Raw genomic sequence first — 19247 nt, forward strand, 5'->3', positions numbered from 1 at the left:
GTCTGCGGTGGGTGCACAGGTCCAGTTGCGCCCGTCCTCGATCAGGCAGTCTGTGAACTTGCCGGATGTCTCATCGACGCCAACGGTCCAGAAGAGAACCTCGCGGCGCGCCTTCACCGTCTTGAACCCGAACCGCTCTGAGGCGACAAGTTGGCCGCTGCAGCGCTTGCCCTGCCAATCGCCATGCCGACACTCGACCGTATACACGATGCGCTCACCTTGCAACGTGATGAAGTCGTCCGACCATGCCAACAAACCTACGAGCATAGAGACGCCCAGGACGACCAACTTGGTCGGATTCACAACCGTACTTTCATGCATCTTCAGGCCCTTACGTGGCACCCGATTTCAACACGCATCGTCAGATGCGGCATGCCCGGCGTCGCGCGGCTCGAGGATGCGCCATCGGAGCACACCAACGGCGCGGTCCGTTGGGGTCAACTGGCGGTGATGAGTTACGATCAGCCTGTTTCGAGCACGACCTGCGAAGATACCAACCAATAGCAGCCGAAGAAGTACTGTGCCAACGTCCCTGCTCCAACCAACGCAACAGCCAACGCAGTGCCACAAGCCCCGCTAGAAAGCTCAGAGCCGCGCCGAGCCGGCCTGGGCCAAGGACGTGCAGGGAGTCCGCTCGCATCCCCGTGGTGCCTGCGGCTGCGCCTTGTAGAGCCGAAAGGCTTCCCTTGCGATCACAGGTGGAGTGAGCACCACGGCCAGGACATCGTGCAAAAGTTGGGGAGGCCCCCTGGGCCGAACTGCAGACACGTTGAGTCGGTTCGACTGCGGTACGCTGATCGGCATCTCAACGGCCGGAGGCGTCCATGAAGTTAATCATCAAGGCACGGATGACGACATCGACGCCAAGCGTGATGGCGCGACGATTGTGGCCGTGGTCGCACTGCGCGATCGCAGTCTTTCCCAACTGGGCCTCACGCTCGTTGAAGGTCGACTCCTCTCCGCGTTGGTCTCGAAGCAGGTGACAGGATGGCTCGCAGGCCAGACCCACTGCCGGCGCTGCGCAGCGGCAAGCGCATGAAGAGGAGCGGGCAAACGGTTTGTTTGTTGGCAGGGGCCCGAGTTCGTACACTGCGCTCCAGCAACGATGGTCCTCCGATTGCTTAAGTGATCGGGCGGGAACGGCGCACAGCAAGGGTACGCAGTGGGCCTGCGTCCGATCGGCCCCTACCGTAGCGAGCAGTCCCATCAGCATGGCCCCCAGCGTCTCGATCGTCATTTGCAACTACAACTACGCCGGCTTCCTCGGCGAGGCGATCGCGTCCGCGTTGGCACAAACGGTGCCGTGTCAGGTGGTCGTGGTGGACGACGGCTCGACCGACGATTCGCGCCGCCTGCTGGCCGACGCTGACCCGCGCGTCGAGGTAGTGCTGCAGGCCAATGGTGGCCAGCTCGCGGCCTACAACCGCGGCTTCGCGGCCTGCACCGGCGACGTGGTGATCTTCCTCGACGCCGACGACGCGCTCGAGCCGCAGGCTGCGGCCACCGTAGCGCCATTGTTCGACGAGGGCGTTGCCAAGGTCCACTTCCGCCTGCGCATGGTCGACGCCGACGGGCGCGCGATCGGTGGCTGCGTGCCGCACATGCTGGCCTGTGGCGACGTGCTGGCGCCGCTGGTGCGACATGGCTTGCTGTACGCGTCCGCGCCCGGCTCGGGCAACGCGTACCGCCGCAGCGTGCTCGCGCGCCTGTTTCCGTTGCCGGTGGACCTGGCGGACCGCGTGGGCGCCGATTTCTTCACCATCTACGGCGCGGCGGCCTTCGGCAGCGTGGCCTCGTGCGAAGCGCCACTCGGGCACTACCGGCTGCACAGTCAGGGCACATCGAGCGCCGATGCGATGGTCTTCGGCAATGCGGCCCTCGGCAACAACGAAGCCACCAAGGTCGAGTCGCGCTATGTGCGGCTGCGCGCCTTGGTCGCGCAAAGGACTGGCGGCGCGGTCGTCTACCCGCTGCGCCTGCTCGATTTCTCGGTGCAGAAGTCGACCTTCGCGATGGGCGTGCTCGCGAAGCCTTATCTCGCGGCAGTGATCGGCAGTGGCGACGTACTCGCCCAGCTGCTGAAGTCGATCTGGCTGCGGCGGGAATACGGCGCCGCAAAGTGCGTGGGACTGTCGCTGTGGGCGCTGCTGGTGCTGCTTGCACCGCGCGCACTGGGCCACCGTCTCGCGCGCCACGTGTGCAATCCCGCCAGCCGCACTTCCGCCTGATGTCAACACGCCACCTGCTGGACTACGACAGAGCCTCAGTTGCGCGTAGCCGGCGACTGAAGGACGCTGCAAAAAGAGGCCGACCCACAGGTCGGCCCTCGGAAAATTGATCGAGACGGTCGCTCAGCTGGCGCGGCGGCGACGGGCGATGAAGCCCATGATGCCAAGTCCGGCCAACAGGAGGGCATAAGTCTCCGGCTCGGGAACGACCGAAGCCTTGAAGCCAACGACCAAGTCGTTGTAGTCGGCGTACTTGTAGCTATCGTTGGGGGCGACGCTCTTGAAGCGGCTGGCTGGCGGCCTTCGCGCTCAAACCGTGGGCGAACTCGGTTCGGACGATCGCGAACAAAAGATCCTCGCTCAAGCGGCCGGGCTTGTCGACCGGACTAGCTCTACTCCCTCGCTTTCTAATCTTCGAATGCGCTGCCGGGCTTCGCTTGGCCAGACGCCCTTATTGCGACAGAGCCTCTGCTAGTGCTCTATGCTGAACACACGCTCCACTTCGAGGAGAAGCCCATGAGCTTGGGAACCATACTGTTGATCGTTCTGGTCTTGATGCTGCTCGGCGCCATTCCGACCTGGCCGCACAGCAGGAGTTGGGGCTACGCGCCCAGTGGCGTGTTGGGGTTGGTGGTCGTTGTCATCCTCGTGCTGCTGCTGATGGGACGGCTGTGACAGGGAGTGCCCGTTCTGCAGGCGCGCCAGTGCCCTCCGGTCGAGCGCTCCGTTGATTCGCGGGGCGGTTTCGGCACTCGCCGCCCGCACTTCACCCATGAAAAGCACACTGCCTGCGCCGCCGCGCCGAAGTCGTCGCGACGGTGACGCATCGCGGCGCCCACGACCCATTCCCGAATAGGCCTCACCTCGAGATCGACTTACGTGCTGGACGCGGTGCGGCGCTAATCGACTGGAATGCGTGGATTCAGACACGGAAATCCTTGGTTGTCACGACCATGCAACGACGCCGCGGGCGCCGGGCCAATGCAGGACCTTTCGCGCGTAGGACCTGACCGACACGACCCCGCGGCGCGGGACTATTCCTGAGACGTGTAGCTTCTGGGTACCCTAGACGTTCCGTCGTGTCCTTCCGGCAAGCTTGCATGAAATCCCGCCGCGCCCTTGGTAACTTCGTCCGCCAGATCAACGCGATGAGGAGCATGGCTGATGGGCGAGAAGGCGAAAGGCGAGAAAGAGGTGGAGGCTGGCGAGAGTCTGGACGGGCTCGATCGGCGTTTTAGACAATGGCGTGAGAGCCGCAGGAGAGGCGAACACATTCCGCCGCAGTTGTGGGAGGCCGCGGTGGGTATGGCCAGGAAGCACGGTGTGCCGCGGATTGCGAACAAGCTGCGCCTGGACATTGGCGGTCTGAGTAGACGCATGGAGGGCGCCGCTGGCCAGGCGCAAGCCAGCATGGCCGAAACCAAATTTGTGGAGCTGTTTGCCGCACCGGCCCCGGCTGCAACGATCGTCGTGCGCGAATGCGTGATCGAGCTGGAGAACGCGCGGGGCGTGAAGATGCGCGTCGAGCTCAACGGCCAGGGCCTTGCCGGTCTGGCCCACCTGTGCAGCGGCTTCTGGAGCGCGGCATGATCCAGGTCACGCCGCACATGCGCATCCTGGTGGCGGTCGAGCCGATCGACTTCCGGGCCGGAATCGATGGCCTGGCGGGTGTGTGCAGACGGCACCTTGATGCCGATCCGTTCAGCGGGGCGATGTTCGTCTTCGGCAACCGCGCACGCACGGCAATCAAGATCCTCGTGTATGACGGGCAAGGCTTCTGGTTATGCTGCAAACGTCTGTCGAGTGGGCGCTTCCCGTTCTGGCCCGACGGCGCAACGCCGGCCCGCACGCTCGAAGCGTGCGAATTGCAGCTGCTGCTCATGGGCGGGGACCCGGCGCGCGCTCACGCGGCGCCGGCATGGCGCCCGCTGAGTCTGGCGGCGTAGCGTCGGCCCTCACGGCTCAAGCCGCGAGGGCCAGCCGAGGGAGTAGTTGCTCGTGGTAGTTCCATGGCAGCCACAAGGCCGGCCTGGCGATCACGTCCTGGGCATGGAGTTGCAACGCCTGCAGGTACTCGAAAGGGTTCACGTCGCAGAGCTCGCAGGTGTGGATGATGCTCATGTAAACGTCACCGACTGCGGCCCCCTTCAGGGTCTTGTAGAACAGCGAATTGCGGCGATGGCGTATCGCGCGCTTGAGCGCACGTTCGGCGATGTTGTTGTCCAAGGGGGCGCCGGCCTTGCGCAGGAAGAGCGTCAGTGCGTCCCAGCGCTTGAGCATGTAGTTCAATGCCCCGCCGAGACTGGAGTTGGGCTCGACCAGACGCTGCTCGAGTTGCTCGCCCATCCAGTTCTTGAGCTCGCGCATGGGCGGGCCGCTGTGGGCCTGGTGGGACGCCAGGCGCTGCTCGGGCGACATGCCCGCGTCGTGGCAGTGCGCGTCGTTGACGTAGACCTTGGCGAGGACCTCGATCACGTGGCGGCATTCGCGGGGGAAGTTGTCGATCAGGTCGACGAAGAGCCTGCGACCATGCGCCAGGCAGTTGCACAACACGGTGGCGAACTCGCCCGGGATGTTGCTGCTGAGTGCATCGCACATCTGCATCGGCGGGCCGAGCTGCTCGGCCCGCTGCGCCAGAACCTTGGCGAGGTTGTTCCCGGCGTGGGCATGGCCGGTGAAGAACAGCACCACCTTGAGTTCGCGTTCTGGCGTCCGCAGTACGGCAACGATGCCTGACGTGTTGATCGCCTTGGACTCGGGCTCCTTGCCGGCCGCCTCGATCCTGGTGCGCTCGTTGATGAGACTCAGGATGCGCGCCGGGGTGTCGTCGTTGTGCAGCAGTTCGGCCTGCGCCGCCTGGCGGGTCAGTTCCTCGAAGGCGGCCTGCGGCCCCGGCACCGCACGGACCACGATGTCCCACTGCGTGGCATCGGGCAGCGGGATGCCCAGGCTGTCCTGCAGGCTTTCGAGGCGGAAGAACGGCATGCCGCTGCCGTAGCGCAGCACGGCCAGGACGCTCGCACAACTCTCGTCGTACTTCGGCGTCTCGCCCAGGCCCTCAGGCATGGGGGCGGTGAAGAGTGCGTCGCAGATACGGCATCGCAGCTGCTGCAGCTTGTAAACCGTGGCCCCCAGCGGGGGCTGGCCGGTCACCTTGACGATAGTCCTGGGCGGCCATGCATAGACACGGCCCGTATCGCAGTCCGGGCACGCTTGGCCGGCGAGCGAATCGGGCAGCGCGACCTCGACGACCGGGGCGTTGCGATAGGCCTCGGCGCCGTTGCGGCCGTGACCGGGCTTGGCTGGTTTGGCCTTCGACGGCGGGTCATCGTGAGAGGTATCGGTCGATGTCGTTGCAGCCACTACTGCTGCGCCGGTGGCGTCGCTCGCGGTGTCGGTGGCGACGACATCTGCATCGGCGCCGAGATTCCCGAGCACGTTGGCTTTGCTCTCCGTGCGCGCACCGAACAGCATTTTGCGAAAGCGCTTGAGCGAAGTCCGCGTGTTCTGCAGCGCCTGCATCACGTGAATGAAGGTGCCGAGGACACCTTCGAGCAGGTGGTATTGCTCAGGCGTGAACGTCGGCCGGGCCTTGGCCAGGAGTTCGTCCAACTCGGCCTGGGTGGCGTTGACGATCACGGGCGGCTTCATGCAGCAACGGGCAGTTCCACCGGCGAGTCCAACTTCGACAGTCGCTGCCGGAAGTCCTTGACCAGGGGATAGCCCAGCACCTGCTTGATCGAGCGGTTCGCTTGGCGCGTTGGCGCATCCTTGCCACGCCCCGTCGTCTCTCCCAGGACGATCCAGTTGGCCGCCCGGTAGCACGTGCCGCGAAAGCGCTGCGGGTCGACGAAGGTCTCGACAAAGTAGATCGGGTGCCCGTACATGCGCTGCCAATCGGTCGACAGCATTCGCGCCATGCGCCCCAGGATGTGCGAGGCCAGGTGCGGCACCGCCACCCACGGCAGGATCAGGAACCGCGTGTTGTATGCAAGCAGCCGGATGTTGGCCAGCCGCGCCTGTGCACTCCAGCCGATGTGCCGGTCGCGGCTGCCCAGATGTCGCGGCGCCGAGCACCATGCCACGCAGGCCACCGGTCGGTCCTGCGCGTAGACCAGGTACTTCAGGTGCTCGCCCACCGGTTGCACGTAGCCCAAGTAGTGGTGGCGTTCGAGCAGGCTATTGAACAACGCCTCCTCGGGCGTGCGCCGGACCTGACGCACTTCCAGCAGCCCGAGCTCGGCCAGGCTCGTCTGCAGCGGCGCCTCATCCACGTTTACCAGCCCAGGTTGGTCGCGATCCACCAGCGGATTGCGCGACACCTGACGCACCGGCGGCAGTTCGATCAGGCCCTGGCGATGCAGCATCAGCATCAGCCCACGACACACCATGGAGCGCAGCGCGCCGTTGGCCTGCACCCAGTTCCATGCCTCGCACAGCTTCTCCGACAGTCTCCGCCGGCTCGCGCCAGGATGTTCGGCGATGAGATTGCGAATGAAGACGAGATCCTCGTCGGTGATCACCCGGTGTCGGTAGCTCAACGTCTTCGTCTTGTGCATTCTCGCAAGCGTAGCAATGATGCTTCCGGAACGCAAGGGGGGTACAGGCCAACTATCTCGTCATTGCCGACCACCTCAGCAGAATTCAAGCAAGCTCACCGGAGGGGCACGTAGCTTCTGGGTACCCTAGACGTTCCGTCGGGTGAGCTTTTAGTCACCCATATTCTCAACACGACTCGAGGTGAATGATGAACAAGGATCAAGTCAAGGGCTCCGTAAAGGACGCCGCTGGGAAGGTGCAAGAAAAGACCGGCGAAGCAATCGGCAGTACTGAGCAGCAAGCCAAAGGTCTTGCCAAGCAGGTCGAAGGCAAGGTGCAGAAGAACGTCGGCGACGCCAAGGAAGTCCTGAAGGACTCCGGCCGCAAGTGATCCTGGTTTCACCGGCGCCCGCCGAGTTCTAAGCGCGACCGGCGCCGGTGCATGGCGAACAAACGCGCCGCTGTGGGATCCGGCCTCGAGCGAGCTGACTGCCCTGGACGGCCTTGTCGAACTCGCCCGCGTCGTCGCTAATCACGGTGACGCAAGGCACCATCCGGCAAACCCACATGGATACTGGGGCAAAGGTCTGCCAACGCGTGCGTCGCGGGGCAGAGCCGAAACACGGCAAGCTGGCGACAGGCCAGGCGACGCCGCCGGGCCCGATACAGGGTGTAGTCGCGGAACTGCTGGGGCTTTTCGTCAATGACGGGTGGCTCGCGGCAGGCATTCTGGTGTGAGCCGCGGGCGCATGGGGCGTCGGAGCGCGCTACCCGATCACGTCCACGGTGGCGTGCTTGCTCTTCGCGGCCGGCATGCCGCTGCTGCTGTCGTTCAGCGCTCTACGTCGGGCTGCGTCCGTGTGACCCCGGTGACGGCAAGACGCGATCGCGCAATGCTGAACCCTTCACGAGCGCGAATGGGCCTTGAGTTGATTCCCGATGGCAGGTCCCCAATCACGGAGCAATCGGCACTTTGGCCTTCCCTACTGCAGCCGCTAGTCAACGACCGCTGCAGGCCGGGCCCTGCCGGCCTGCGGACTCAATCGTTGGAACGCTGTACGGTCCAGAGCGGCCCTTCACGCCGACGCGTTCATTTGTCTTTTCAGGTCGTAGGCGATCGTCGCTGAGATTCCCGACTCGCTCTCGCGCAGGCGTGGCGATGTTGCGTTCTCACTCAATGTTGGTCCTGGCCGATGTAATCGGGCTGTTCTCAAATGTGGGCTCGTTCTCCCTTAATGTAGGCCCGAGCGCACCGCTGTTCTCAGCTAATGTGGTCCCGCAAATCCGTTCCAGAAGTTCTGGTGGCTGGACTTCCCGCCCGATAGCGCAACGCACGTCGACGATTCCGTGGCAGGAAAGGCCTATGCCGCCATCGTGGCTGGCGGTGCCACGGGTAAGCGCGGCAAATTCGGCCGATTCCAGCACAACAAGGTGCTCATCAAGAAGGTCAGCGGCAAGCCGGTGAAGGTGCTCACTGGCTCGACGAACTTCTCCGTCACGGGCATCTACGTGAACGCAAACCACATCGTGGTCGTCAACGATCCCGTGATCGCGGCCCAGTACTCAAAGGTGTTCGATGTCGCGTTCGATGGAGACCTCGACCACAAGTCCTTCCAGGACGATGACGTGGCCAAGGCGGCCGTGACATTCACGGAAGCGGGCATGCCCAAGGTGGCCGTGTCTTACGCGCCGCACAAGCATCCGACGTTTTCGCTGACCCCGCTGCTCGAGGCGGTTAAAGCCGCGCGGAGTTCGGTGAGCTTTGCGGTGATGGATCTGGACGGGAAGGGCGAGGTGCTCTCGGCGCTCAAGATGTTGCACGAGAAGAAGGAGATCTTCTCGTACGGCATTTCGGACAGCCCGGCGCCCGACTTCGTCACCATCGATGGAACGACGATATACACGCCCACCACCAAGGGCGGCGAGCTCGTCTTCTCGAAGGCAAACCCCGCGTCGTATCCGCCGCCGTTCTCCACGGAATTGCAGGTCACGGGGGGCGCGGCGCACGTCGTGCATCACAAGTTCGTCATCGTCGACTTCAATGGCGACGACCCGTGCGTCTTCTGTGGTTCGTCCAACCTCGCTGAAGGGGGCGAGGAGGCCAACGGGGACAACCTGATCGCCATCTATGACCGGGGAATCGCCACGGCCTTCGCGATCGAAGGCATTCGCCTGGTCGACCACTACGCCTTCGCTGCTGCGCTCAAGAGTGCAGGGCAGAAGCATCAGCCGCTAAGACTGAAGACCGACACGGAGAAATGGTGGGCGCCGTACTACCAGGCGGACTCGATCAAGGAAACAGAGCGCAAGCTCTTTGCGCGCTAGTGCTGTGTTTCATTCTGTTTGGAACTCAAGCCCTGCGGGGCCGAAAGGCGACTGCGCCCACGGTACAGTCGCGTGCTCGATGAACACCCTACTGCGCATCGTCGATCGCCTGGACCGCGCAAGCGGGCGCCTGATCGCGGCCGCGCGCTGGCTCGCGCTTCCGTTGGCAATGCTGCTCTTCCTGCAGTGGCCGCTGCGCGATCTCGTGCACGCCTACTCGCGCCAGGCCAACGACCTGGCGCAGTGCCTTTTCGCGTTGTACGTGTCCATGTCGGTCACCGACGCCACGCGGCGCGGCAGTCACCTCGCGCCACGCCCGCTCGCGTCGCGCTGGGCGCAGCGCTGGCACAAGGCGCTGCATGCTGCGGGCTTGTTGTTGGCGCTCCTGCCATGGAGCGCCTTCGTGTTGGTCAGCTCCGGCGCACAGGTGTGGCAGTCGCTGCTGCAGCGCGAGGCCTTTCCCGAAAGCTTCAATCCCGGCTACTTCGTCGTGAAACTCTCGCTGTGGTTGCTGGCCGGCGCGGTGTTCGTGCAGGCGCTGATCGATCTGGCCCGCCTCTGCCGCAGAGGCGAGTGATGCCGCAGTTCGGTCTTGCGTTGCTCGGCGTGGTGGCGGTGATTGTTACCCTCACGGGGCAACCCATCTTCGTGGTCCTGATCTTCGCCTCGGCACTGGGTGCTGTCGTCGGTGTGATCAGCGGCAGCGTGCCGGTTGCGCTGCTCGGCGCGCTGCCGGCCCGCATGATCGGTCTGCTCGAACATGACTTGCTGCAAGCCGTGCCGCTGTTCGTGCTCGTCGGCGCGTTGCTCGACCGGCTGCCGTTGGCCGAGCTGCTCTATCGCTGCGGATGTCGGCTCGGGCCGCGCGGTGCTGCCGCGCCGCGCGTGTCGGCGGTGGGCTTGAGCGCCTTGCTCGCGCCGATGAACGGCTCGGTGGGCGCCAGTGTTGCGATGTTGTCGCGGGTCGTCGCGCCGCGCCTTCGCGAGCGCGGAGCCGGCACAGCCGAGACCACGGCGCTGATCACCGTGGCCAGCACCCTCGGTGTGCTGGTACCCCCGTCGATCGTGTTGCTGCTGCTGGGCGACGCGATGATGCGCGCGCACACGGAGGCCCTGAGCATGTCCGGCGGCAACGCGCGCATCCTGAACACCCAGGACTTGCTGCATGGCGTGCTGCCGCCGGCAGCGCTAATCCTCCTCATCGTCGGCTGTATCGCGGCGTGGCAGGCGCGGCACGCCGCGGACAGTCACGAGCCCGCTGCACCGCTGACACGTCGCGACATCGCGCTCGCCCTGCTCACCGTGGCCATCCTCGTCGCGCTGCTGGGCGGCGTGGCGCTCGGGCTGTTCTACGCCGTCGAGGCCGCCGCGACCGGCGGCGTCCTGCTGCTCGCGGGCGCGAGCGTCAGCGGCCAGCTCAGCGCGGCAGGCCTGAAGGCCGCGCTGCACGATGCGCTCGATGTCACGGGCAGCCTGTTCGCATTGTTCGTCGCAGCGACAACGTTCACGTTGGTGTTGCGCGTGCTGGGTACCGACCGCTGGGTCCAGGCGTTGTTTGCACATCTGCCGGGCGGCGCTGGCGCGGCCGTGGCGACCGCACTCGTGGTGCTGCTGCTGTGCGCCCTGGTGCTCGATGCGTTCGAGATGATCTTCGTCGTCGTGCCTATCCTCATGCCGCCGGTGCTCGCGCGCGTGGATGACGCGCTGTGGGTCGCCGTGCTGTCGCTGCTGGCGCTGCAACTTAGCGTTGCGCTGCCGCCGCTGGGCTACGCGGTGATGATGAGCAGCGCACGCATCAAGCCGCATCCCGCCATGCGAGCGCTCTTGCGCGCCCTGGCGCCCTATCTCCTCGCGCTGGCCGGGGTGCTTGCGCTGGTGCTCGCGCAACCGTGGTTGGTGCACGTCTTGGACCGGGCGTCCGCGACGGCCGCGGCGCTCAGCCCTGAGGAGGTCGAACGCCTGATGCGCGCGGCGCCGCGAGGCGCGCAGCCGTAGCGCGACCTGCAATTCCGGGAAAGCGATCGAAAGTCTGGGGTCCGGCGCCCAGCCGGAGGTCCGAATCGTTGGCAGCGAGACCTGGATACCAGCGCGCAAATTAGGGTTGTAAGCCCGAATATCAGAAAATCCCGCGGCCTTGAGTTTCGTTTCGAAGAGGCCATGTGCTTCCGCCCTGCTGCCGATTCCGACCTCGCTGACCGTCTGTGTCTACCACCCCGTTTACCAGATGCCTTCAGAAGTAGACGCGACTGGGTCTAAAACAACTTTCCGACATTGAATAGCGTCAGCACGCCCAGCAGCACGAACACCGACGCGGTGATTCCGTGGATCACCGCCATCGAGACCTTCTTCGCGATGGTGTCACCCAGAAAGACCGCAGGAACGTCGGCCAGCATCATGCCGAGGGTGGTGCCGGCCACGACCGGGACAAGATCATGGTAGCGAGCGGCCAACGCGACGGTTGCGATTTGCGTCTTGTCGCCCATCTCGGCCAAGAAGAACGTGAGGACCGTGGTTCCGAATACCCCGAATCGCTGCCTTCCACCGGCGACCTCATCGTCGGCCTTGTCGGGAACGAGCATCCAGGCCGCCATCGCGATGAAAGACATCCCGATGACCCAGCGCAGCATGTCTGGGCCGAGTTGAGCCGCGACCCACGTGCCCACTGCCCCCGCCAATGAGTGGTTGACGAGCGTGGCGGTCAGGATGCCCAGGATGATGGGTACGGGTCGCTTGAACGTTGCAGCAAGCATGAATGCCAGCAGTTGCGTCTTGTCTCCCATTTCGCCGAGGGCGACCACGCCAGTCGATATCAGGAATGCTTCCACGAGAACTCCACGGGCCAGTCAAGGACCGCACGGCATCCCCGGCCCTTCCGGGAGGCTGTGCAGTCAAAGGCGGACACGCAAGGGCGATCTCACATGCCCCAGCGTCGAACGAAGTGCATCTTTGCCCATTGGGTCAACACGGCATAGACGGCCAGCATCGCCGCCAGAAGTGGCCAGTAGGCCCACGGCAGCGGCCGAAATCCAAGGATGTGGCCTACACGCGTATAGGGCAGCACGATGCCGATAAGGCAGATGATCGCCGTCGTCGTCATCAGCGCTGCGCTCGCGCGGCTCTGAATGAACGGGACCTTCGCCGTGCGGATGACGTGGATGATCAGTGTCTGGGTGAGCAGTGACTCGACGAACCAGCCGGTCTGAAACAACGACGGGTCATGCCAAGCGTCGAAGACGAACAGCATCATCGCGTAGGTGGCGTAGTCGAAGAGCGAGCTGATCGGCCCGATCGTGACCATGAACTTGAAGATGTTGCCGATGTCCCATTGGCGCGGCTTCTGCACGTCGCTCTCGTCGACGTTGTCGGTCGGGATCGTCGTCTGGGAGAAGTCGTAGAGCAGGTTATTGGTCAGCACCTGGATCGGAGCCATGGGCAGAAACGGCAGGAACATGCTGGCGCCGAGCACGCTGAACATGTTGCCGAAGTTGGAGCTGGCGCCCATGCGGATGTACTTCGTGATGTTGCCGAAGACCTTCCGTCCTTCGACCACGCCCTGTTGAAGTACGAGCAGACTCTTCTCGAGCAGGATGATGTCGGCCGCCTCCTTGGCGATGTCCACCGCCGTGTCGACCGACACGCCAACGTCGGCGGCCTTCAAGGCGGGACTGTCGTTGATCCCGTCGCCCAGGAATCCCACCACATGCTTGCGACCACGCAGCAGCCGCACGACGCGCTCCTTCTGCGCCGGCGTGAGCTTGGCGAACACGCTGGTCCGATCCGCCGCCTCGGCGAGCACCTCGTCGCTCATGGTCTCGATCTGGCCGCCCAGCAGCACGCTGCCCGCATCCAGGCCCACCTCTTTGCACACCTTGCGCGTGATCACCTCGTTGTCGCCGGTGAGGATCTTCACGGTCACGCCTTTGTTCGCCAGTGCCTTCAGTGCTTCGCGCGCACTGTCCTTCGGCGGGTCGAGGAAGGCGATGTAGCCCAGCAGCGTGAGCCCGCTTTCGTCCGCCACCGAGTAGGCCGTCTTGACCTCGGGGACTTCCTTGTAGGCGACCGCCACGACGCGGAACCCGTCGGCGTTGAGATCGTTCGTCTCCTGCTTGGCGGCCGCGAAATGCGTCTCGTCCAGCGGGCCGACCTGGCTGTCCCATTCATAGTTTGGGCAGACCGCGAACATCTCTTCGACCTCGCCTTTGCAGATCAGCACGTGTCGGCCGTCTGGCACCGAAACGACCACCGACAGGCGTCGGCGCGCAAAGTCGAACGGGATCTCATCGACCTTGGCATAGCCCTTGTCGATGCCGAGCACCTGATGCATCTCGGCGTGCTCCAGCACGGCGACGTCGAGCAGGTTTTTCAGTCCCGACTGGAAGTGGCTGTTGAGCCATGCGTACTGCAAGACGCGGTCGGACTCGTTGCCATGCAGGTCGAGATGGCGCTTGAGGATGATGCGGTCCTGCGTCAGCGTGCCGGTCTTGTCGGTGCACAGCACGTCCATCGCCCCGAGGTTCTGGATCGCGTTCAGGCGCTTGACGATGACCTTCACTCGCGCCATCGCCGACGCTCCCTTGGCAAGGTTCACTGTCACGATCATCGGCAGCATCTCAGGCGTGAGCCCCACCGCGATCGCCATGGCGAACAGCAACGCCTGCAGCCAGTCGTGCTTGGTGACCCCGTTGATCAGGAAGACCAGGGGCACCATCACGACGATGAAGCGGATCATCAGCCAGGTGAAGCGCTTGACGCCCTTGTCGAAGGCCGTGGGCGGGCGGCGCTCGGCCATCTGGTCTGCGAGCTCGCCGAAGAAGGTGCGCGAGCCGGTACGCACCACCAGGCCGTTGCCGTAGCCGCTGACGACATTGGCGCCCATGAAGCACATGTTGGGAAGATCGAACGGATCGCCCCCCGCGACGTCGCTGGGTGCCGAGAATTTCTCGATCGGCATAGCCTCCCCGGTCATGGCGGACTGGTTGATGAACAGGTCCTTGGCCTCGAGCAAGCGCAGGTCGGCAGGGATCATGTCCCCGGCCGACACACTGACGACATCGCCGGGCACCAGCGTGTCGAGTGGCACCTCGGCGAACTCGCCTTGCTTGCCAACCCCGGACCGCCGAACGCTGGCGGTGGTCTTGACCATCGAGCGCAGGCGCGCTGCCGCCTTGTTCGAGCGGTGCTCTTGAACAAAGGAGGTGCCGATGGCCAACAGCACCATCACGAGAATGACCACGGCCGCCCTCACGTCGCCCACCGCATACGACACGCCGGCGAGCGTTATCAGCAGCCCGTTCAGCGGGTTGTAGGCACGCCCCCACAGCTCCTTGGCGATGGAGGGTCGCTGTTCGCGCGTGACAACGTTGGCGCCGTATCGCTTCAGCCGGACTTGCGCCTCTTGCCCGGACAGGCCCGCGAGCGGCGATCCGACTGACGTGCAGGCGTCCTCCGGTGACAGTCGGGCGAGCTGGAGCAGTTCCTGGGTTTGGCCTGGCTCGCCCTTATGCGACGCCTCCGTTGGTGACAGGCGTGAGAGAAGTTGCATGGAGGTGCGGCCCGTTGGATGAAGACGACCATGGTCGATCGCGAGCGGGTACGCGCACTTGATGCGAATCAACTACACGCCCACCATCGAACTCTCGAACTGCTGCGCCAGCGAACCGTCTGCAGGTACAGGCCGATCAGCATGATCGCCAGCAGCTACATCTGCGTGTCCTGAATCGCCTCTTCTTCCTTCGGCACGAACACCATCTTCGTCTTCGCGTTGCAGTCCATCAAGCCGGCGTATCGGCCCCAGGCGATCATTGTCTCGAAGGTCTTCTCGGGGTTGTCGTAGGGCAATGCGCTCGCGATGTCCTTGATAACCCGATCGGCCTCGATCTCTTCGAACTCCTTCAACAGCGCAATAATGATGTGGAAGATCCGCAGCTTGAACACCTGTTCGGCGAAGATCGCGCGTCGCCCGAAACGATCTGCCGCCACGAACCTGCGTCCCAACTCGGTGAACCGGACTTCGTCCTTTGGCGTGTCGATCAGCTCGAGGATTTCCGCGGCTTTCACGATGGCGATCGTGTCGCCGAACTCCCTGCCGATTTCGTCCGAGATGTCGTAGATGTTCGACAGCTCCGGTGAGTCATGCAGGATGCTCAGCAGACCCAAGATCTGTCCCACAGGCACGAGCGGGATCGATTCCATGCGTGATCGGGCGCGCGAGATCGGCTGGCCGGCCACTGGCACTTCCGGCGGGAGGTCGGGCAGCGTCATCCTCGTGATCGACTCATGGATCACGCTGACTAAGCGCTGGAACTCCGGGGCCTTGGTGTCGCGCGGGTACGGCAGCGGGTTCTCCAGCACGAGACCAATGCGACCTGGACGGGGAAACACAACCACGATGCGCGTGGCCATCTCCACTGCCTCCTCGATGTTGTGAGTCACCATGAACACCGAGCTGAGCCCGCTGCCGGGGCTGCGCCACAGGCTGATCAGCTCCTGGCGCAGGTTCTCCGCTGTCAGAACATCCAGCGCGCTGAAGGCCTCGTCCAGGCAGAGCAGCTTGGGCTTGGAGACCAGAGCACGCGCAATGCCGACGCGCTGCCGCATGCCGCCCGACAGCTCCCGCGGGTAAGCCTCGTGGTAGTTGCCCAGCCCGATCAGATCGATGGCGCGGTCGACGGCGGCGTCGCGCTCCGCTCGACCCACAGGGCGCGACATCAGCCCGACCGCAACGTTCTGCTCCACCGTGAGCCAGGGGTACAGCGCGAAGGTCTGAAACACGACCGATGCATCCGGGTTGACGCCGTCGAGCGTCTTGCCGTTGGCAAGCGCGCGCCCTGCGCTGGGATCGATGAGCCCGGTGAGGCAGCGAAGAATGGTAGACTTGCCGGAACCCGACTGGCCCAGCAAGGCCAGGAACTCGCCTTGATTGACCGCCAGATCGACGTTGTCGAGCACCTTCAGCTCGTGCTCGCCCGCGATCGTGTACGACTTGGTGACGGCACATAGCTGCGCAACGGGAGGGGCCGGCTCATGGATGGCAGGTGTATTCATGTTTTCAGTCCAGTCGGAAGCGCCGTTCGGCAAAGGCGTACAGGCGACGCCAGATCAGCTTGTTCATCGAGACGACGAAGATCGACATCACGGCGATGCTGACGATGATCAGAGGCGTGTCGCCGGACTTGGTCACCGCTGCGATGTAGGCCCCCAGTCCGTCGGCCTTCAGCGTCGTGTCGCCCCAGGTGGCGAGCTCGGCCACGATACTGGCGTTCCACGCACCGCCCGCGGCGGTGCAGGCGCCCGTCACCCAGAACGGAAAGATCGCCGGCAGGAACAACGTGCGCCACAGGTTCCAATTGCGCAGCCCGTACACGCGGGATGCCTCCTTCAGGTCGTTCGGAATGGCCATGGCCCCGGCGATCACGTTGAACAGGATGTACCACTGCGTGCCCATCGCGATCAGCAGGATACTGCCCCAGTTCAGCGTGACGTGGCTGGCAACGAAGAAGCCGACCACGATCGGAAAGGTCATGTTCACCTGGAACGACGCTCCGATCTGGGCCAGCGGCTGCGCGAACCTCGCCACACGGGGCTGCAGGCCGATCCACACGCCGATGGGCGTCCAGATCAGCGTGGCGAGCACGGTCATCGCGATCACTCGCAGCGCCGTGAGGAACCCGAGCCAGACGATATGGCCCAGGAGCGGCCAGGTCAGTGCGCCGGGCAGGGCTTGGGCCGCGGCGATCAAACCGATCAGCACGTGATACCCGATCCACACGGCGATGAGCACGCCAATGCCGCGCCACAGCAGTTTCTTGCCGACCGCGCTCGTCACAAGGGGCGCGCGTCCCGGCCGCGCGGGTGCGGTGCGGACCCTGTCCACCAAGGGTTGCCACAGCCGCTCGGCGGCCCAGGTGAAGACGTAGGAACGGCGCAGCAGGTTGTAGACCCATGAGGTCGGCGGCATCGCTGATTCGGTCAGCTCGATCTTGAACCTGTCGGCCCAGACCAGCAGCGGCCGCCAGACCAGCTGGTCGCTGGCCAGGATCAGCACGAGCATCGCAACGACGGCCCAAAACGCCGCCTGGTTGTCGCCGCGCTCGATGGCCTGCGCCATGTACGAACCCAAGCCTGGAAGCTTGATGTCCTTGTTCATCACGCTGATGGCTTCGCTCTGTGCGACAAAGAACCAGCCGCCACCGAACGACATCATCGAGTTCCAGATCAGGCTGTGCGCCGAGGCAGGAAGCTCCACGGTGCGGAAGCGCTGCCAGCGGGTCAGGCCATAAGTCGACGCCGCCTCCTGCATGTCCGTCGGGATGGTGACCATTGAGTGATAGAAACCGAAGGCCATATTCCAGACTTGGCCCGTGAAGATCGCGAAGATCGACGCGCACTCGACGCCCAGCAGGCTTTCCGGAAACAACGCCATGAAGGCCGTCACCGTCGCGGACAGGAAGCCCAGCACCGGCACCGACTGCAGCACGTCGAGCGCGGGCAGGATGAACGCGCGTGCCCGTTGATTCTTGGCCGCGATGTAGCCGGTGGCAATGGCGAAGAACAGCGAGAGGCAGAACGCGATCCACATGCGCAGCAGCGTGCGGCCGGCGAAGGACGGGATCTGGCTCGGGGACGGGTCGACCTGGGGCACGGTCGTTGCATCGAAGTGCACCAGCATGCCCCGGCCGAAGTGCAGTGCGCTCCACAGCAAGCCCAGCAGGGCCAGCATCACCATGGCGTCGACCCAGCCGAAAGCCCGAGGCTCGGTGCGAACGGCGAGTTGAGGGGCTGTGCTCTTCATTCGTTCAATTCTCGATGTGTGCTCGCAAGGCGAAGAACGACGCCAGCCCGCGGTCGGCGTTGTACCCCGGATTGATGATTCGCTGATAGTCGAACGACACCGTCACGCCCTTGGTCACGGCCATGGCGTAGTAGGTCTCGAAGATCCGCTCGCTGGCATAGTTCAGCCGGCCGTCGCCGAGGAAGAAGGTCAATCCTCCCAGTTCCAGAACGCGCCGGTGTGACCCGGACAGCATGTTGCCGGCGAGCGCCACACCGACCACGTCATCGGCACGGCCCCATCGCGCGCCCTTTGCAGAGGCGCCGACCGAGAACGATCGGTCGGCCTCGGTGAATGCGTAGGTCTCGGTCTTTCCATCGGCCCACATCGCACGCGCGAAGGCTCCAAGGTCGCGGGTGAATGTCTGCTCGACGTTGATGCCGAGACCGACCTTGTCGCGCTCGGCGGTCCGCACGGCATCGAGCGACGGCACCAAACTCGTCGTCTCTGCGAGTGCCAGCGCATCGTCGTAGCGCGACATCGGGGCGCGATTGCGATAGGCCAGCACCCGCACCGTGCCCGGCTTGTCGGGCCCGAGCTCATAGTCGCGCTGGACCTCCACCTGGTCGCCGTAATGACGCAAGATGCGCGAGTCCAGCGGCAGTTGGTTGGGCTCCTTTGGTTGGATGAAGCGCCCGGCGCGCAAGGCCCAGCGGTCGCCCTGGACCTCGGCCGCCACACCCCAGGTGTAGCCGCGCGCGTCGGCGGCGAAGTCGTAGGCGCCATGCGTCATCACGGTCCAGTTCATGAACTGCGTGCGCGGATCGTGGTTGAACTGGTTCGCGTCGAAGAGGTCGAGGATCGACACATTGCCGGCGGTCAGCGTGACGCGGCGCTTGGTATACCTGCTGCCCAGCTGGTTCATGGCCGGCTCGATGTCTTCGGTCCCGTCGCCGATCGCGATGACGTGGCGCGCAAACAGGCGTGCGCGATACAGCGTCGGATTGGCGCCGGACGTGCGCGCCATTTCGCCGTTGGTGAAGCCGGCCAGGCCGACGAGTCCTGACAGCGGCACGCCTTGGGCGAGCTCGGGGTCGACATAGAGTTCAGTGTTCGCTCCGAGGCGCAGACCGAAGGCCGCCGTGGCTGTGAACGAGTAGCTCTTCTCGCGCGCGCCCTTGAGGCTGTGTTCACCCTCGTAGGGCGAGGTAAAGGCAGGCTTGGCCTGCCAGACGTAGGTCGACTGGAGCTTGAGGTTCCAGTCCTCGATTTCGTGCGCGCCGGCGGTGCCCGCCGCGAACAACATCCATGCGACCACTCGCAGCCTTGTACGCACGCTGATCCCCCTCCGATACGGCGTCCGGCCAAGACGCTACTTCAAGAAC

The 19247-nt window shown here is 64.5% G+C and carries 19 protein-coding genes and 1 pseudogene; 11 read left to right on the top strand and 9 right to left on the bottom strand.

All coding sequences use genetic code 11. From position 1 onward, the window contains the following. On the bottom strand, window positions 1-303 hold a 303-nt coding region (locus AC30NL_RS08025), incomplete at its 3' end, for a hypothetical protein (protein WP_489463481.1). 466 nt (window positions 304-769) lie between these two features. Between AC30NL_RS08025 and AC30NL_RS08030 the strand changes: the two genes are divergently transcribed. Both AC30NL_RS08030 and AC30NL_RS08035 read left to right on the top strand, forming a co-directional pair. Continuing rightward, window positions 770-1039, top strand: a complete 270-nt coding sequence (locus tag AC30NL_RS08030) for a hypothetical protein (protein ID WP_489463482.1) — start codon at window positions 770-772, stop codon at window positions 1037-1039. A gap of 172 nt (window positions 1040-1211) precedes the next feature. Continuing rightward, window positions 1212-2228: a glycosyltransferase family 2 protein gene (locus tag AC30NL_RS08035; RefSeq protein WP_489463483.1), complete on the top strand. Its 1017-nt coding sequence runs from the start codon at window positions 1212-1214 to the stop codon at window positions 2226-2228. A gap of 123 nt (window positions 2229-2351) precedes the next feature. Here AC30NL_RS08035 and AC30NL_RS08040 read toward each other — a convergent pair. Then, window positions 2352-2441, bottom strand: a pseudogene (locus AC30NL_RS08040) (PEP-CTERM sorting domain-containing protein); the annotation flags it as partial. Window positions 2442-2744: 303 nt separating this feature from the next. Here AC30NL_RS08040 and AC30NL_RS08045 point away from each other — a divergent pair. The 3 genes from AC30NL_RS08045 to tnpB all read left to right on the top strand — a co-directional run bounded on the left by AC30NL_RS08045 (window position 2745) and on the right by tnpB (window position 4174). Next, entirely contained in the window at window positions 2745-2903 is a 159-nt protein-coding gene (locus AC30NL_RS08045) for a DUF3309 family protein (RefSeq protein WP_489463484.1), read from the top strand. A gap of 489 nt (window positions 2904-3392) precedes the next feature. Then, on the top strand, window positions 3393-3818 hold the full coding sequence (locus tag AC30NL_RS08050) for a hypothetical protein (protein WP_489463485.1): 426 nt from the start codon (window positions 3393-3395) through the stop codon (window positions 3816-3818). Then, complete coding sequence (gene tnpB / locus AC30NL_RS08055; protein WP_489463486.1) at window positions 3815-4174, top strand: IS66 family insertion sequence element accessory protein TnpB; 360 nt, start codon at window positions 3815-3817, stop codon at window positions 4172-4174. Before AC30NL_RS08050 ends, tnpB begins: the two co-directional genes overlap by 4 nt. A 16-nt stretch (window positions 4175-4190) precedes the next feature. On the opposite strand, the gene tnpC is transcribed toward tnpB, so the two are convergent. Further along, on the bottom strand, window positions 4191-5879 hold the full coding sequence (gene tnpC / locus AC30NL_RS08060; protein WP_489463487.1) for an IS66 family transposase: 1689 nt from the start codon (window positions 5877-5879) through the stop codon (window positions 4191-4193). Further along, a complete protein-coding gene (locus tag AC30NL_RS08065; RefSeq protein ID WP_489463488.1) occupies window positions 5876-6787 on the bottom strand; it encodes a DUF4338 domain-containing protein in 912 nt (303 codons plus the stop codon). Before AC30NL_RS08065 ends, tnpC begins: the two co-directional genes overlap by 4 nt. Window positions 6788-6975: 188 nt before the next feature. On the opposite strand from AC30NL_RS08065, the gene AC30NL_RS08070 reads away from it, so the two are divergent. The 5 genes from AC30NL_RS08070 to AC30NL_RS08090 all read left to right on the top strand — a co-directional run bounded on the left by AC30NL_RS08070 (window position 6976) and on the right by AC30NL_RS08090 (window position 11087). Then, complete coding sequence (locus AC30NL_RS08070; protein ID WP_489463489.1) at window positions 6976-7158, top strand: CsbD family protein; 183 nt, start codon at window positions 6976-6978, stop codon at window positions 7156-7158. 176 nt (window positions 7159-7334) lie between these two features. Next, a complete protein-coding gene (locus AC30NL_RS08075; protein WP_489463490.1) occupies window positions 7335-7505 on the top strand; it encodes a hypothetical protein in 171 nt (56 codons plus the stop codon). Window positions 7506-8114: 609 nt separating this feature from the next. Beyond that, complete coding sequence (locus AC30NL_RS08080) at window positions 8115-9092, top strand: phospholipase D-like domain-containing protein (RefSeq protein ID WP_489463491.1); 978 nt, start codon at window positions 8115-8117, stop codon at window positions 9090-9092. Window positions 9093-9171: 79 nt separating this feature from the next. After that, window positions 9172-9669 (top strand): TRAP transporter small permease subunit, encoded by a 498-nt coding sequence (locus AC30NL_RS08085; RefSeq protein ID WP_489463492.1) that lies wholly within the window; start codon window positions 9172-9174, stop codon window positions 9667-9669. Further along, window positions 9669-11087, top strand: a complete 1419-nt coding sequence (locus tag AC30NL_RS08090) for a TRAP transporter large permease subunit (protein WP_489463499.1) — start codon at window positions 9669-9671, stop codon at window positions 11085-11087. Before AC30NL_RS08085 ends, AC30NL_RS08090 begins: the two co-directional genes overlap by 1 nt. A 257-nt stretch (window positions 11088-11344) precedes the next feature. Here AC30NL_RS08090 and AC30NL_RS08095 read toward each other — a convergent pair whose 3' ends face one another. Together AC30NL_RS08095 and mgtA are read right to left on the bottom strand one after the other, a co-directional pair. Further along, on the bottom strand, window positions 11345-11917 hold the full coding sequence (locus AC30NL_RS08095) for a TMEM165/GDT1 family protein (RefSeq protein ID WP_489463493.1): 573 nt from the start codon (window positions 11915-11917) through the stop codon (window positions 11345-11347). Between the two features lie 89 nt (window positions 11918-12006). Further along, the gene (mgtA, locus tag AC30NL_RS08100) at window positions 12007-14634 is read right to left on the bottom strand and encodes a magnesium-translocating P-type ATPase (RefSeq protein ID WP_489463494.1); all 2628 of its coding nucleotides are present in this window, start codon (window positions 14632-14634) and stop codon (window positions 12007-12009) included. An 18-nt stretch (window positions 14635-14652) separates the two neighbouring features. Here mgtA and AC30NL_RS08105 point away from each other — a divergent pair, with 18 nt between their 5' ends. Then, window positions 14653-14808 carry a hypothetical protein gene (locus AC30NL_RS08105; protein WP_489463495.1) on the top strand — a complete coding sequence of 52 codons (156 nt, stop codon included), beginning with the start codon at window positions 14653-14655 and terminating at the stop codon, window positions 14806-14808. On the opposite strand, the gene AC30NL_RS08110 is transcribed toward AC30NL_RS08105, so the two are convergent. From AC30NL_RS08110 to AC30NL_RS08120, 3 genes are read right to left on the bottom strand one after another with little or no spacing between them, the layout of a single operon-like run. After that, on the bottom strand, window positions 14790-16136 hold the full coding sequence (locus AC30NL_RS08110) for an ABC transporter ATP-binding protein (RefSeq protein ID WP_489463496.1): 1347 nt from the start codon (window positions 16134-16136) through the stop codon (window positions 14790-14792). The genes AC30NL_RS08105 and AC30NL_RS08110 overlap by 19 nt on opposite strands. A 4-nt stretch (window positions 16137-16140) precedes the next feature. Then, window positions 16141-17883 (bottom strand): ABC transporter permease, encoded by a 1743-nt coding sequence (locus AC30NL_RS08115; protein ID WP_489463497.1) that lies wholly within the window; start codon window positions 17881-17883, stop codon window positions 16141-16143. A 4-nt stretch (window positions 17884-17887) separates the two neighbouring features. Further along, window positions 17888-19198, bottom strand: coding sequence for a carbohydrate porin (locus tag AC30NL_RS08120; RefSeq protein WP_489463498.1), 1311 nt, complete (start codon window positions 19196-19198; stop codon window positions 17888-17890). Window positions 19199-19247: the final 49 nt, after the last annotated feature.

The organism is Rhizobacter sp., from assembly GCA_021153565.1.
In the GTDB taxonomy this organism is placed as follows: Bacteria; Pseudomonadota; Gammaproteobacteria; order Burkholderiales; family Burkholderiaceae_C; genus Albitalea.